Below are 13337 nucleotides of genomic sequence, written 5' to 3' on the forward strand. Positions count from 1 at the left end.
TGTTATTTCTTGCAATGCCACTCCGATTCACTCACAATCTGCTCCAAAGTAGTGCGCTGCGGCGCGCTGCCATTCCGGTGGCGCGGGTACCGTTGCGCCACCGTTCGTGATTGCCGCACGGCAGATGCCTGCTATATTGCAATGTAGCAGTAGGTCGGTTTCGTGGCGTCTGTGCATCGTTTTCTTCAGATAGGAATCACGCAATGAAAAACCTCAAAATCGGCGTACGTCTCGGTGGCGGTTTTGCCGCCGTCCTGCTCCTGCTGACCAGCCTGACCGTGGTGGGCATCGTGCAGATGCAAAGCGCCAGCAAGGAAACCGATGCGCTCGTCAACGTCAAGGTGCGCAATGAGCGCCTGATCGGGGAGTGGACCAAGGTCATCGAGGTGAACGCGGCGCGCACGGCGGCCGCCTGGAAAGTCAGCGATCCCGAACACCAGAAACAGTTTGAAACGGAAATGGCGGCCTCGTCGGCACGCGCCACGGAAATCCAGAACGATATCGGCAAGAGCCAGCTGAATGCTGAAGAGCAGGCGCTCTACCAGGACGTGCTGAGCACGCGCAAGGCTTACACGGAAGTGCGCAAGAATGTGTTCAAGGCCAAGAATGCGGGCGACCTGGAACAGGGCAAGCGCCTGTATGAAGGCGACATGGCCGTCAAGCGCGACATCTACCTGGCGTCGCTCAAAAAACTGGAAGTGCTGGAAGCCAAGTTGCTCGATGAAACGGCCGCGCAGATCCGTTCGCGCTACGAGAACGGCCGCATGCTGCTGATCTCGCTGGGCGTGGTCGCCATCCTGTTGGGCATAGCCTGCGCATACTGGATCACGCGTTCCATCACGCGGCCCATCACGCGCGCCGTCGAAGTGGCGGAAGCTGTTTCCGCTGGCGACCTGACCAGCCATATCGTGGTGGAAAGCCGCGATGAGACGGGGCAATTGATGCATGCGCTGAAAAACATGAACGATAAACTGGTCAGTATCGTGGGCCAGGTGCGCGCGGGAACCGAGTCCATCAGCACGGCGTCGAGCGAAATCGCCGCCGGCAACCTGGACTTGTCGTCGCGCACGGAAGAGCAAGCCAGCTCGCTGGAAGAGACGGCGTCTTCCATGGAAGAGCTGACGTCCACCGTGAAACTCAATGCCGACAATGCGCGCAGCGCCAACCAGCTGGCCATCGACGCTTCGCAGATCGCCAGCAAGGGCGGCGTGGTGGTGTCGGAAGTGGTCAGCACCATGGGTTCGATCAACGATTCCTCGCGCAAGATAGTCGACATCATCAGCGTTATCGACGCCATTGCTTTCCAGACGAATATCCTGGCCCTGAATGCAGCCGTGGAAGCGGCCAGGGCCGGCGAGCAGGGCCGCGGTTTTGCCGTGGTGGCCTCCGAGGTGCGCAACCTGGCGCAGCGCTCCAGCGCGGCGGCCAAGGAAATCAAAGGCTTGATCGACGATTCCGTGCAAAAGGTCGAGGCTGGTTCGCAACTGGTGGACAAGGCGGGCCGCACCATGGATGAAATCGTGCAAAGCATCAGCCATGTGACGCAGATCATGAACCAGATTACCGACGCCAGCGATGAACAGCGCGCCGGCATCGAACAGGTCAACCAGGCCATCGGTCAGATGGACCAGGTGACGCAGCAAAACGCGGCCCTGGTGGAAGAGGCTGCTGCGGCGGCCGAATCCATGCAGGAACAGGCCGCCAAGCTGGCCGACGTCGTGGGCTTGTTCAAGCTCGACGCCACGCAGCAATATGTGTCGGCCAGCGTGGCGCGCCCGGCGACGGCGAGGTCTGTCGCCCCGGCCGCGCCTGCCGCACGGCGGGCCGTGACCGGTTCTGCGCGCACCTCCGCCTCCACTGCCTCCACTGCCGCTGCCCACTCCGCCAGCGGCCCCGCCAAGGCAGCGAAACCGGACACGGCGCACAGCAGCAAGCCACGCGCACCGGTCGCATCGGGCGCCGATGAATGGGAAGAGTTTTAAGGCGTTTTATTTTAAGTCGTGGTTTGAGTCCTTGTGCTCAGCAATGAAAAGTGATGCAATTTATCGTTGTTGATTTATCGTTGTTGTCAGCATTGCAGGCCGTTTTCACCGGCCGTTCAGTTGGCCATTCCTGTTGGCCATTCCCGCTGGCATGGCGCGGGCGCTACAATCGCGGCTTGAAGAATCCCGCGTACGCGCTCCGCCATGACCACCAGCCGCTCATCTAGCACCTCCAGCCCCAGCTCTGCATCATCCTCCCACGTTGAACCGGCCAAACGGGTACGCTGCCAAGTTTGCCTGCGTGCCGCCGCCAGCTGCATCTGCCGCTGGGTCGCGCCGCTTGCCCACACAGTGGACGTGCTGATCCTGCAGCATCCGCTGGAAGTTCATAATGCCAAGGGCAGTGCCCGCTTGCTGCACCTGAGCCTGCCCAACAGCCAACTGCTGACAGGCGAGCATTTCGCACCCGCCACCCTGGCCGCATTGTTGGCCGACAAGCACAATGTGCTGCTGTACCCGGATACGCCCGGCGACCGTTCGCTGGGCATCGCGCCGCCGCCAGCGCTCGCCCCTGCCGTCTTGCTTGATCCGGCACGCTTGCGGCTGGTGGTGCTGGACGGAACCTGGCGCAAGAGCCGCAAGATGCTGTATCTGAATCCCCAGTTGCAGCAGCTGCCGCGCCTGCCCCTGCGCGATACGCCTGCTTCCCATTACCTGATCCGCAAGGCGCACGCACCAGACCAGTTATCGACCCTGGAAGCGACTTGCTATGCCCTGATGCAGTTGGAGCAGGACACGTCCCGCTTCGTTCCCTTGATCGCGGCATTTGACGGCTTTGTCGCGCAGCAGTTGAGTTATGTCATGCCGCATGGTGAAAAAGCTTGAAATGGCATCACGGTAGCCCTTGATCTTGCCCGAACAGCGGCATAGTATACTGTACGTATATACAGTTGATGGGGCCGTTAATGAAAGCAATCATTCCAGAGCACGATGACAGCTTTGCCGGGCAAGCCATGCTGCCGCCGCAATCGCTGAAGGCCCGCAAGGGCCGCGGCGCCGTGTCGAACCTGCAAGGGCGCCACGAAGTGCATGCGCGTGACGGTTTCGATGACGGCTGGAGCGTGGGCGGCCTGGATGAGGCGGCAGGCGAGGCGGAGGCGCCCACCTGGAAGACGCAGGTCAGCGACGAGCAGGCGCGCACCATCCTCACGCGCAATGCGTCGCCCGATTTGCCGTTCAATGTCTCGTTGAATCCGTACCGGGGGTGCGAACACGGCTGCATTTACTGCTTTGCCCGTCCCACGCACAGCTATCTGGGCCTGTCGCCGGGCCTGGACTTCGAAAGCCGCATCTATGCCAAGGTGAACGCTCCCGAACTCTTGCGGCGCGAACTGGCCAAGCCATCCTATGCGCCCGAACCGATCGCCCTGGGCGTCAATACGGATGCGTATCAGCCGTGCGAACGCGAACGGCAACTGACGCGGCGCGTACTGGAGGTCTTGCAGGAGTGCGACCATCCGCTGGCGCTGATCACGAAATCGTCGCTGATCGAGCGCGATATCGACATCCTGGCGCCCATGGCGGCCAAGCGCCAGGCGGCCGTGGCCGTCACTGTCACCACGCTCGACCCGGCCATCGCGCGCACCCTGGAACCGCGCGCGGCCGCACCGGCGCGGCGGCTGCGTACCATTCGCACCCTCACCGACGCGGGCATCCCCGTGGGCGTGAGCATCGCGCCCATCATTCCCTTTGTCACGGAACCGGAAATCGAGCAGCTGCTGGAAGCCGTGCGCGACGCGGGCGCCATCCACGCCCACTACGTCGTGCTGCGCCTGCCGTGGGAAGTGAGTCCCTTGTTCCAGCAATGGCTGGAAGCGCACTTTCCGGAGCGGGCCCAGCGCGTGATGAACCGGGTGCGCGAAATGCGTGGCGGCAAGGATTACGACAGCGCGTTCGGCACGCGCATGCGGGGCGAAGGCGTGTGGGCTGATCTCATCCGCCAGCGTTTCGAGAAAGCCGTGCACCGGCTGGGCTTGCACGGCAAGGGCGGCCGCTTCAAGCAGCTCGATTGCACGCAGTTCCGCCGGCCTCTGGTGGTGCCGCCGCTGGGCGCGAAAGCGAAAGGGGGCAATGCGGGGCAGCTGGATCTGTTTTAAGTGACACCGTCGTCAACGCTGACGCTGCAGGGTTGCGCTCATGTGCTGCAATGCGGGCAGGCGCGGGCCTGCGATTGGGGAGGGCGGCTGCTCGGCGGGAGTGGTGGGCCGTCGTCCGGGAATCCGGAGGCTGGGCCTGGATTCAGGCTGTCTCAGGCTGTCTCAGACGCCGGAGGATGCTGCGGTGCTATCCTGGGTCGGTGTCTGGATCGGTACCTGGAGTTGCGCCAGATGCTGTTCGATGGCAAAGACATGGGGATCGCTCTTGCCCAGTTCGCGCAGGGCGCTGGCCAGGTGCAGCAGGTATTCGCTGTTCGGGCCGCTGGGGCCGCTTGAGCGGGCGATCTGGCGCGCGATGTCCAGTTCCGGGGCGGCGCCCAGGAAGGCGGCATTTTCCTCGTTGGCGATGTACACGAGCCCTTCCACCTTGCTGCCGTCCTCGAAGGTGATTTCGGTGGCCAGGCGCAGGTAGCCGTTCTTTTCGCGGTGGTCGAGGTGGGCGAAGACTTCGGGCGTGATCAGGTAGGCCATGCCGTCGCACACGGCGCCCGCCTGCGGCACGATGGTGGCGACGCGGCCAGGCGCCATGGGCGTGCCGCGGTGGTCGTGCGATCCCTGCCAGAAGCGCCGCGTCCAGCCTTCGATGCTGGCGGGGCGCCGTTCGATATACGGAAAGTCCGCCTTGTAGATCAGCGAGCCATAGCCGAACAGCCAGACTTGCTCGTGGCCGTCGAATGTGGTCATGCGCCGGTTGATGGCGATGGTGGCGGCGTCGATGGCGGACAGGTCGTGCTGGTCAGGCTGGGTCATGGCGTCAGGGGCAAGGGGCGATGCGCCATTATAAGGTGCTGCCGGACGCGTTGCCGGCGGGTAGGGTGTCGCGTGCGCCGCTGTTGCCGCCCACGTTCCATTCATGCGTCTCGACGAACTGGAACAGGAAGGCCATGAAGCTTTCGGCGGCCGGCGACAGCGAACGGCCCGTCTTCGTGTACACGAAAAAGCGCCGCGTCAGTTCCGGCTCGTGCAGGGCGCGCATGTGCAAATTGTATAGTTTGACCATCGGTTCCGCGTACGGCAGGCACACCGTGATGCCCAGGTTGGCGCTGACCATGGCCAGCGCCGTCGTCATGAAGGTCACTTCATTGTAGGGATTGAGCGACAGCTCGCGAAACGCGCCGTGCATGTCGCGCAGCAGGCGTTCCGTGAACTGGCCCTGCAGCGAGATGAACGGGTAGTCGCCCACGTCGGCCCAGGTGACGCGCTCTTTCTGGCGCAGCGGGTGCTGCTCGGGGAAGACCAGCACGAAGGGCATCTCGAACAGCACCTGCGCGGCGATTTCCGCCGTCGGATCGCGCTCGGGGCCGATGCCGAAATCGACTTCGCCGCTGAACACGCGGGCCGACACGTTTTCCACGGGGCAGTCGACGAGGCGCAGCTGCACGTCCGGGTGCGCCTGGCGGTAGGCGGCGATCACTTCCGGCAGCAGGGTGCAAGCCATCATCTGCGGCGCGGCGATGCGCACCATGCCTGTTTTCAGGGCCTTGCGCTGGGCGATGCCGGCCATGGCGCCGTCGAGGTCCTCGATCATCTTCTCGAACAGCGGATACAGTTCGCGGCCGATTTCCGACAGCTGCGTCTTGCGCGTGCTGCGCTCGACCACGCGCACGCCCAGCACGCTTTCCAGCTCCTTGATCAAGCCGCTCAAGGCGGACTGCGTCACGTGCAGGTATTCGGCGGCCAGGGTAAAACTGCCGGTCTTGGCCAGCGCCACGAAGGCGCGCATCTGTCGCAGGCTGGGACTCATAAGATAATCCGATAAATCGATGGTTAAAAATTGTTTGTATGATAGCTGTAACTGGATTCTAATGGTGAAAAGCTGAAAAACATCGCGCCCACGGCGCCATCCATCGGAGACAGACCGCATGAAAATCAAGCAGATCCACCACGTCGCCTACCGCTGCATCGACGCGAAGAAAACCGTCGAGTGGTACGTCAAGCATTTGAACATGAATTTCGTCCTCGCCATCGCGGAAGACCTAGTGCCGTCGACCAAGGCGCCGGACCCGTACATGCATGTGTTCCTCGACGCGGGCCAGGGTAATGTGCTGGCCTTTTTCGAGCTGCCCACGCAGCCGCCCATGGACCGCGACCGCAATACCCCCGCCTGGGTGCAGCACCTGGCGCTGGAAGTGGGCAGCATGGAAGAACTGCTGGCCGCCAAGGAGCGCCTGGTGGCGGGCGGCATCGAGGTGCTGGGCCCCGTGAACCACGCCATCTTCCAGTCGATCTACTTCTTCGACCCGAACGGCCACCGCCTGGAGTTGGCGGCCAACGTGGGTACGCCCGAAATGATGGCCAAACTGGACGCCGTCAAATGGGAAATGCTGGAAGAATGGTCGCAGACGCGCCGCGCGCCCAAGCACGCCGCCTGGATGCACGCGCCCGCCGACGCTTGAGCGCCCCGGATCGACACTCTCTGACCAATACACCGAACAAGGAACACCATGAAACTCGCAACCCTGAAAAACGGCAGCCGCGACGGCGCCCTGATCCTCGTCAGCCGCGACCTGCGCCAGTACCAGCGCGTGGCCGCCATCGCCCCCACCCTGCAAGCGGCGCTCGACAACTGGGACGCCGTGGCGCCAAAACTGGAACAGGCGTACGCGGACCTGAACGGCGGCAGGGCGCCCGACGCGCAGCCATTTGACGCCGCGCTGTGCCACTCGCCGCTGCCGCGCGCCTACCAGTGGGCCGACGGTTCCGCCTACATCAACCACGTGGAACTGGTGCGCAAGGCGCGCAACGCGGAAGTGCCGGCCTCGTTCTACACGGACCCGCTGATGTACCAGGGCGGTTCGGACAGCTTCATCGGCCCGCGTGACCCCATCTTCGCCCTGTCCGAAGACTGGGGCATCGACCTGGAAGCGGAAGTGGCCGTGATCACGGGCGACGTGGCCATGGGCGCCGGCGTGGATGACGCGGCGAAGGCGATTCGCCTGGTGATGCTGGTCAACGACGTCTCCTTGCGCAACCTGATCCCGGGCGAACTGGCGAAAGGCTTCGGCTTCTTCCAATCAAAAGCGGCCAGCGCGTTTTCGCCCGTCGCCGTCACGCCGGACGAACTGGGCGCCGGCTGGGCGGACAGCAAGCTGCACCTGCCGCTGCTGGTGGACTTGAACAATAAACCGTTCGGCAAGCCGAATGCGGGCGAAGACATGACCTTCAACTTTGCCCAGCTGGTCGCGCATGCGGCGAAGACGCGCGAACTGGGCGCCGGCAGTATCGTCGGCTCGGGCACCGTGTCGAACAAGCAGGGCAATTTGTTCGGCTCCAGCATCGACAACGGCGGCGTGGGTTACTGCTGCCTGGCCGAAGTGCGCATGTATGAAACCATCGAACATGGCGCCCCGAAGACGGCCTACCTGAAGTTCGGCGACACGGTGCGCATCGAGATGCGCGACGCGGCCGGCGCCAGCATCTTCGGCAGCATCGAGCAGACGGTGGCCCCGTACGCTGGCGCCACGCGCGCCTGAGGAGGCCGCCCATGAAGCTGTACACCTATTTCCGCAGTTCGGCCGCCTACCGCGTGCGCATTGCCCTCAATCTGAAGGGCATCGCCTACGACAGCATCCCCGTGCACCTGCTGCAGGACGGCGGACAGCAGCTGCTGCCCGCCTACCGCGCCGTCAACCCGTCGGCCCTGGTGCCGGCGCTCGACGACGACGGCGCCATCCTGACGCAGTCGCTGGCCATGCTCGAGTACCTGGACGAGACGCGGCCAGCCGTGCCGCTGCTGCCGCCGGACGCGCTGGGACGGGCGCGCGTGCGCGCGCTGGCGCTGGCCATCGCCTGCGACGCCCATCCGCTGACGAATCTGCGCGTCCTGAAGTACCTGAAAGGGACGCTGGGGCTGTCGGACGAGGTCAAGCAGGAATGGTACCGCCACTGGATGGCCGAGGGGCTGGCGGCCGTGGAGGCGCTGCTGGCGCAGGGCGATCCTGCCGGCACCGCCCTGTTCTGCCATGGCGACCGCCCCACCATGGCCGACTGCTGCCTGGTGCCGCAAGTGTTCAATGCGCTGCGCTTTGCCATCGACCTGGCGCCGTACCCGCGCGTGGCGCGCATCCACGCGCATTGCGCCGGCTTGCCGGCGTTTGCCGCCGCGCATCCGTCGCAGCAGCCCGACGCCGAATAGCTTTGATACGGCGCACTGCAGCAAGCCCCGCCCGGCAACCGGCGGGGCTTTTTCATGCGCGATTGATCTGGGTCGTGTGTTTTCGTTAATGCCAGCTTGCCGGTGCGCTACAATTTGCGTTTGCCCAAATATTTTACGCGCCATGACCGCAACAACCGTTCCTGCCAGCATCACCGATGCCCTGTCCCTGGCGCATGCCTCCTGGCGTCCCATCCTGCTGCGCGGCCTGCACGCCGTGATGGCGGCCGACCCTGCCTACCTGCCGGCGCTGGCCATCGACGATTACCTGCCCACGCAGGGCCGCCTGTTTGCCGCATTTGCCCTGCCGCTGGCGCAGGTGCGCTACGTGCTGGTGGGCGAGGGGCCGTATCCGCGCGCCGACAGCGCCACGGGCGTGTGCTTCATGGATGGCGCCGTGGGCAGCCTGTGGTCGGCGACCGGGCTGTCGAAGCCCGTCAACCGCGCCACGTCCCTGCGCAACTTCATGAAGATGCTGCTGGTGGCCGATGGCCAGCTGCAGGGCGGCGACACGTCCGGCACGGCCATGGCGCCCGTGGCGGCGGCCGCGCAGCAAGCCGACAGCGGCGTGATCCAGACCCTGCCCGACTTGCAGCGCAAGATGACGGAGCAAGGCTTCCTGCTGCTCAATGCGGCGCTGGTGTTCCGTTCCCACGTGCCGCCCGTGCAGGATGCGCGCGGCTGGCTGCCTTTCCTGCAGGTGGTGCTGGAAGCGCTGGCGCAGCAGGGCGGGCCAGCCTTGCCGCAACTGGTGCTGTGGGGCAAGATTGCCGAGCTGGTCAAACGCCTGCCGGTGGCGGCATCCTTGCCGCAGGTGACGGCGGAACATCCGTATAATCTGTCCTTTATCGGCAATCGTGACATGCAGGCCTTGTTTGGCCCGATGCAACTATTGCGTGCTTGAGCTTGAATCATCGCCTGTCTGGCGGAAGTGCGGGGAATATGCAAATCAGTAACGTGGAAGAATTGAAGGCGTGGATCGCGGCGGGCGGCGTGCCCGACTATCTGTATTTTTGGGGCCACACGCCGGCGCAGCCGCAGGTGCCCGACAAGAGCTGTTTCAGCCAGTGGTTTCCGTCGCCGTTCAGCCTTGCTGGTGTGACGTATGCGACGGCCGAGCACTACATGATGGCGCAAAAGGCGGCACTGTTTGGCGACACGGCCGTCCAGGCGCGCATCGTGGCGGCCGAGCGTCCGTCGGAAGTGAAGAAGCTGGGGCGCGAAGTGGCGAACTTCGATGCCAAGGCGTGGGAAGCGGCGCGCGCCGGCATCGTCTTCGACGGCAACTTTGCCAAGTTCTCGCAAAAGCCCGCGCTGCGCAAGTTCTTGCTGGGCACGGGCGAGCGCGTCATCGTCGAAGCCAGTCCCGTCGACCGCATCTGGGGCGTGGGCCTGGCGTCGGACAATCCGCGCATCGGCGATCCCTCGCGCTGGGACGGCTTGAACCTGCTGGGCTTTGAACTGATGAAAGTAAGAAGCGCTTTGCGGGGCTGAGAATTGCCGCTGCGCATGCCCGCGCTTTCCCGACTGTTGTTTTCCTGATGCCGCCGCGCCTGGCGCGGCCGGCCATGCCCCTGCCAGCCCTGTGGTCATCGAGGGGCGCTCTGACAAACCCCGCCGAATTTGTTATACTTGACTAAATCATTCAACTACTCAGGGTTTGAGAAGTTGAAAAGCCGCAATATTTTAAACCAGTTGACCCGAGGATGTATGCGTCTGACTACAAAAGGCCGTTTTGCCGTGACAGCGATGATCGATCTTGCCCTGCGCCAGGGCAAGGGACCGGTCACCTTGTCCGGCATCAGCCAGCGCCAGTCGATTTCCCTGTCCTACCTGGAACAGCTGTTCGGCAAGCTGCGCCGCCATGAGATCGTCGAATCGATCCGCGGCCCCGGCGGCGGCTACAGCCTGGCGCGCCGCGCCGACAAGGTGACGGTGGCCGACATCATCATCGCCGTCGACGAACCGCTGGACGCCACGCAGTGCGGCGGCAAGGAACATTGCCACGGCGCCGACGCGGCCACGGGCGCGCGCTGCATGACGCATGAATTGTGGTCCACACTCAACGAAAAAATGGTCGATTATCTGGATTCTGTGTCCTTGCAGGACCTGGTCGACCAGCAGAGACAAAAGAATGCCGAGCAAAGCGTGATGGTGATGCACCGTAACCACGCCGCCCTCGGTTGATAATGACAAAAATACCAGTTGCTGATTGCAGGAGTTATTGATGAACGCCCCAGAAAAAAACGTAGGCCAAGTGCACTTTGAAACCGCACCGCATTTCCCGATCTACATGGATTACTCGGCCACCACGCCGATCGATCCACGCGTCGCCGACAAGATGATTCCCTACCTGCGCGAGCAGTTCGGCAATCCGGCCTCGCGCAGCCACATGTATGGCTGGACGGCGGAAAAAGCCGTGGAAGAGGCACGCGGCCACGTGGCGGCCCTGGTGAACGCGGACCCGCGCGAAATCATCTGGACGTCCGGCGCGACGGAAAGCAACAACCTGGCCATCAAGGGCGCGGCGCAGTTCTACAAGACCAAGGGCAAGCACATCATCACCGTCAAGACCGAGCACAAATCGGTGCTGGACACGGTGCGCGAACTGGAACGCATCGGCTTTGAAGCGACGTACCTGGAACCGCAGGACAACGGCCTGATCACCGTCGAGCAGCTGGCCGCGGCCGTGCGCCCGGACACCATCCTCGTGTCGGTGATGCTGGTGAACAACGAAATCGGCGTGATCCAGCCGATCGACGAAATCGGCGTGTTCTGCCGCTCGAAAGGCATCATCTTCCATTGTGACGCCGCGCAAGCGACGGGCAAGGTCGTCATCGACCTGCAAAAGACCAAGGTCGACCTGATGACCTTCACGGCACACAAGACCTACGGCCCGAAAGGCGTGGGCGCCCTGTACGTGTGCCGCAAGCCGCGCGTACGCCTGGAAGCGCAGATGCACGGCGGCGGCCATGAGCGCGGCCTGCGCTCGGGCACCCTGCCGACGCACCAGATCGTGGGCATGGGCGAAGCGTTCCGCATCGCCAAGGAAGAAATGGACAGCGAAATCGGCCGCATCCAGGCCTTGCGCGACCGCCTGGCCAAGGGCTTGCAGGAGATCGAGGAAGTCTACATCAACGGCGACATGGACCACCGCGTGCCGCACAACCTGAACGTCAGCTTCAACTATGTCGAAGGCGAGTCGCTGATCATGGCGATCAAGGATATCGCCGTGTCGTCCGGTTCGGCCTGCACCTCGGCCAGCCTGGAACCATCGTACGTGCTGCGCGCCCTGGGCCGCAGCGACGAACTGGCGCACAGCTCGATCCGTTTCACCATCGGCCGCTTCTCGACCGAGGAAGACATCGACTTTGCCGTCAACCTGCTGAAATCGAAAGTACACAAGCTGCGCGACCTGTCGCCGCTGTGGGACATGTTCAAGGATGGCATCGACATCAATTCCATCCAATGGGCTGCCCACTAACCAATACCGTGGCCTCCTTCGGGGGCCGGCAAGAATATTAAAGGAGCATCAAAATGGCTTACTCGGACAAAGTACTCGATCACTACGAAAACCCGCGCAACGTGGGCGCTTTCGACAAGGGTGATGAAACCATCGGCACTGGCATGGTCGGTGCGCCTGCCTGCGGCGACGTGATGAAACTGCAGATCAAGGTCGGCGCCGACGGCCTGATCGAAGATGCGAAATTCAAGACCTACGGCTGCGGTTCGGCCATCGCGTCGAGCTCGCTGGTGACGGAATGGGTCAAGGGCAAGACCCTGGACCAGGCGCTGGCCATCAAGAACACGCAGATCGCCGAAGAACTGGCCCTGCCGCCAGTGAAGATCCACTGCTCCATCCTGGCTGAAGACGCCATCAAGGCGGCAGTATTGGACTACCAGACCCGTCATCCGGCAGCGTAGAGCGCCTGAGAAAACGCCCATGGCTGCGTTGCATTGCCTTGTCTTACTAGTCGTACTGCCTTCGGCAATGCGCCTTGCCCTGAACGTTTTTCAGGCACTCTAGAATTTGTTGGATTTTGATACCTGTTCCCATGTGGGAACAGGAGCGGAGAAATACATGATCACACTGACCGAAAAAGCGGCGAAGCACATCAACCGTTATATCGAACGGCGCGGCAAGGGCATGGGCCTGCGCTTTGGCGTGCGTACCACGGGCTGCTCGGGCCTGGCCTACAAGCTCGAATATGTCGATGAAGTGGCGGCCGAAGACAGCGTCTTCGAATCGCACGGCGTGAAAGTCTTCGTCGACCCGAAAAGCTTGCCTTACATCGACGGCACGGAACTCGATTTCGCGCGCGAAGGCTTGAACGAAGGCTTCAAGTTCCACAATCCGAACGAAAAAGACGCCTGCGGCTGCGGCGAGTCCTTCAGGATTTAAACAGCTGGCAAGACCCCGGTCGGTGCGCTGTACCCATCGATTGCGGTACAGCGACCACCGACCATTATGCAAAACCACTTCGAATTATTCCAGTTGCCGCCGCAGTTCGGGCTCGACATGAGCGCGCTCGACGCGGCCTACCGCGACGTGCAGGGCAAGGTCCATCCGGACCGTTTCATCAACGCCAGCAGTGCTGAAAAGCGCGTGGCGATGCAATGGGCCACGCGCGCCAATGAAGCCTACCAGACCCTGAAACACCCGCAAAAGCGCGCGCAATACCTGTGCGAGCTCAATGGCGTCGATTTGCAGACGGAATCGAACACGGCCATGCCGGTCAGCTTCCTGATGCAGCAGATGGAATGGCGCGAAGAGCTGGGCGATGCGCGGGCCGGCAAGGATGCCGACGCGCTCGACGCCCTGGACCGCCAGCTGCGCGGCGAACGCAAGGCGCTGCTGGCCCAGGTGGCCGCCCAGCTCGACGGCGGCGATTATGTGAACGCCGCGCAAAGCGTGCGCGCCCTGATGTTCCTCGACAAATTCGGCGAGGAAGTCCGGTTTGCCTACGAGGCCATCGAAGCCTGATC

At 63.1% G+C, this 13337-nt stretch carries 15 protein-coding genes; 13 read left to right on the forward strand and 2 right to left on the reverse strand.

Annotated features, from left to right (window positions below; genetic code table 11):
• Positions 1 to 203 precede the first annotated feature (203 nt).
• The 3 genes from GCN75_RS14375 (at position 204) to GCN75_RS14385 (ending at position 4138) form a co-directional block, all read left to right on the forward strand.
• The gene (locus tag GCN75_RS14375) at positions 204 to 1982 is read left to right on the forward strand and encodes a methyl-accepting chemotaxis protein (RefSeq protein ID WP_152283125.1); all 1779 of its coding nucleotides are present in this window, start codon (positions 204 to 206) and stop codon (positions 1980 to 1982) included.
• 204 nt (positions 1983 to 2186) lie between these two features.
• Complete coding sequence (locus tag GCN75_RS14380; protein WP_152283126.1) at positions 2187 to 2867, forward strand: tRNA-uridine aminocarboxypropyltransferase; 681 nt, start codon at positions 2187 to 2189, stop codon at positions 2865 to 2867.
• Between the two features lie 80 nt (positions 2868 to 2947).
• Positions 2948 to 4138, forward strand: coding sequence for a PA0069 family radical SAM protein (locus GCN75_RS14385; protein ID WP_405002814.1), 1191 nt, complete (start codon positions 2948 to 2950; stop codon positions 4136 to 4138).
• A gap of 162 nt (positions 4139 to 4300) precedes the next feature.
• On the opposite strand, the gene GCN75_RS14390 is transcribed toward GCN75_RS14385, so the two are convergent.
• Positions 4301 to 4915 (reverse strand): gamma-glutamylcyclotransferase, encoded by a 615-nt coding sequence (locus GCN75_RS14390; RefSeq protein WP_152283200.1) that lies wholly within the window; start codon positions 4913 to 4915, stop codon positions 4301 to 4303.
• 61 nt (positions 4916 to 4976) lie between these two features.
• Positions 4977 to 5942: a LysR family transcriptional regulator gene (locus tag GCN75_RS14395; protein WP_152283127.1), complete on the reverse strand. Its 966-nt coding sequence runs from the start codon at positions 5940 to 5942 to the stop codon at positions 4977 to 4979.
• Positions 5943 to 6060: 118 nt separating this feature from the next.
• Here GCN75_RS14395 and GCN75_RS14400 point away from each other — a divergent pair, with 118 nt between their 5' ends.
• The 10 genes from GCN75_RS14400 (at position 6061) to hscB (ending at position 13335) form a co-directional block, all read left to right on the forward strand.
• Positions 6061 to 6594, forward strand: a complete 534-nt coding sequence (locus GCN75_RS14400) for a VOC family protein (protein WP_092710160.1) — start codon at positions 6061 to 6063, stop codon at positions 6592 to 6594.
• Between the two features lie 48 nt (positions 6595 to 6642).
• Positions 6643 to 7671, forward strand: a complete 1029-nt coding sequence (locus GCN75_RS14405; protein WP_152283128.1) for a fumarylacetoacetate hydrolase family protein — start codon at positions 6643 to 6645, stop codon at positions 7669 to 7671.
• An 11-nt stretch (positions 7672 to 7682) separates the two neighbouring features.
• Positions 7683 to 8333: a maleylacetoacetate isomerase gene (maiA, locus tag GCN75_RS14410; RefSeq protein WP_152283129.1), complete on the forward strand. Its 651-nt coding sequence runs from the start codon at positions 7683 to 7685 to the stop codon at positions 8331 to 8333.
• 142 nt (positions 8334 to 8475) lie between these two features.
• A complete protein-coding gene (locus GCN75_RS14415; RefSeq protein ID WP_152283130.1) occupies positions 8476 to 9255 on the forward strand; it encodes a uracil-DNA glycosylase family protein in 780 nt (259 codons plus the stop codon).
• 38 nt (positions 9256 to 9293) lie between these two features.
• Complete coding sequence (locus tag GCN75_RS14420; RefSeq protein ID WP_152283131.1) at positions 9294 to 9845, forward strand: NADAR family protein; 552 nt, start codon at positions 9294 to 9296, stop codon at positions 9843 to 9845.
• 216 nt (positions 9846 to 10061) lie between these two features.
• Positions 10062 to 10538, forward strand: coding sequence for a Fe-S cluster assembly transcriptional regulator IscR (gene iscR, locus GCN75_RS14425; protein ID WP_065310626.1), 477 nt, complete (start codon positions 10062 to 10064; stop codon positions 10536 to 10538).
• A gap of 40 nt (positions 10539 to 10578) precedes the next feature.
• Entirely contained in the window at positions 10579 to 11835 is a 1257-nt protein-coding gene (locus GCN75_RS14430; protein ID WP_152257109.1) for an IscS subfamily cysteine desulfurase, read from the forward strand.
• 53 nt (positions 11836 to 11888) lie between these two features.
• A complete protein-coding gene (gene iscU / locus GCN75_RS14435; RefSeq protein ID WP_034750082.1) occupies positions 11889 to 12275 on the forward strand; it encodes a Fe-S cluster assembly scaffold IscU in 387 nt (128 codons plus the stop codon).
• 157 nt (positions 12276 to 12432) lie between these two features.
• Positions 12433 to 12753 carry an iron-sulfur cluster assembly protein IscA gene (gene iscA / locus GCN75_RS14440; RefSeq protein WP_010399774.1) on the forward strand — a complete coding sequence of 107 codons (321 nt, stop codon included), beginning with the start codon at positions 12433 to 12435 and terminating at the stop codon, positions 12751 to 12753.
• A gap of 66 nt (positions 12754 to 12819) precedes the next feature.
• Entirely contained in the window at positions 12820 to 13335 is a 516-nt protein-coding gene (gene hscB / locus GCN75_RS14445) for a Fe-S protein assembly co-chaperone HscB (protein WP_152283132.1), read from the forward strand.
• Positions 13336 to 13337 lie beyond the last annotated feature (2 nt).

Source organism: Janthinobacterium violaceinigrum, assembly GCF_009208555.1.
Classification (GTDB): domain Bacteria; phylum Pseudomonadota; class Gammaproteobacteria; order Burkholderiales; family Burkholderiaceae_D; genus Janthinobacterium; species Janthinobacterium violaceinigrum.

Excerpts from the sequence above, each read along its gene's own strand:
- GCN75_RS14415 (WP_152283130.1), top strand. The coding sequence starts at position 8,476 with ATGACCGCAACAACCGTTCCTGCCAGCATCACCGATGCCCTGTCCCTG.
- GCN75_RS14420 (WP_152283131.1), top strand. The coding sequence starts at position 9,294 with ATGCAAATCAGTAACGTGGAAGAATTGAAGGCGTGGATCGCGGCGGGC.
- GCN75_RS14375 (WP_152283125.1), top strand. The coding sequence starts at position 204 with ATGAAAAACCTCAAAATCGGCGTACGTCTCGGTGGCGGTTTTGCCGCC.
- iscR (WP_065310626.1), top strand. The coding sequence starts at position 10,062 with ATGCGTCTGACTACAAAAGGCCGTTTTGCCGTGACAGCGATGATCGAT.
- GCN75_RS14405 (WP_152283128.1), top strand. The coding sequence starts at position 6,643 with ATGAAACTCGCAACCCTGAAAAACGGCAGCCGCGACGGCGCCCTGATC.
- GCN75_RS14385 (WP_405002814.1), top strand. The coding sequence starts at position 2,948 with ATGAAAGCAATCATTCCAGAGCACGATGACAGCTTTGCCGGGCAAGCC.
- GCN75_RS14380 (WP_152283126.1), top strand. The coding sequence starts at position 2,187 with ATGACCACCAGCCGCTCATCTAGCACCTCCAGCCCCAGCTCTGCATCA.
- hscB (WP_152283132.1), top strand. The coding sequence starts at position 12,820 with ATGCAAAACCACTTCGAATTATTCCAGTTGCCGCCGCAGTTCGGGCTC.
- maiA (WP_152283129.1), top strand. The coding sequence starts at position 7,683 with ATGAAGCTGTACACCTATTTCCGCAGTTCGGCCGCCTACCGCGTGCGC.
- iscU (WP_034750082.1), top strand. The coding sequence starts at position 11,889 with ATGGCTTACTCGGACAAAGTACTCGATCACTACGAAAACCCGCGCAAC.
- GCN75_RS14395 (WP_152283127.1), bottom strand. The coding sequence starts at position 5,942 with ATGAGTCCCAGCCTGCGACAGATGCGCGCCTTCGTGGCGCTGGCCAAG.
- GCN75_RS14400 (WP_092710160.1), top strand. The coding sequence starts at position 6,061 with ATGAAAATCAAGCAGATCCACCACGTCGCCTACCGCTGCATCGACGCG.
- GCN75_RS14430 (WP_152257109.1), top strand. The coding sequence starts at position 10,579 with ATGAACGCCCCAGAAAAAAACGTAGGCCAAGTGCACTTTGAAACCGCA.
- iscA (WP_010399774.1), top strand. The coding sequence starts at position 12,433 with ATGATCACACTGACCGAAAAAGCGGCGAAGCACATCAACCGTTATATC.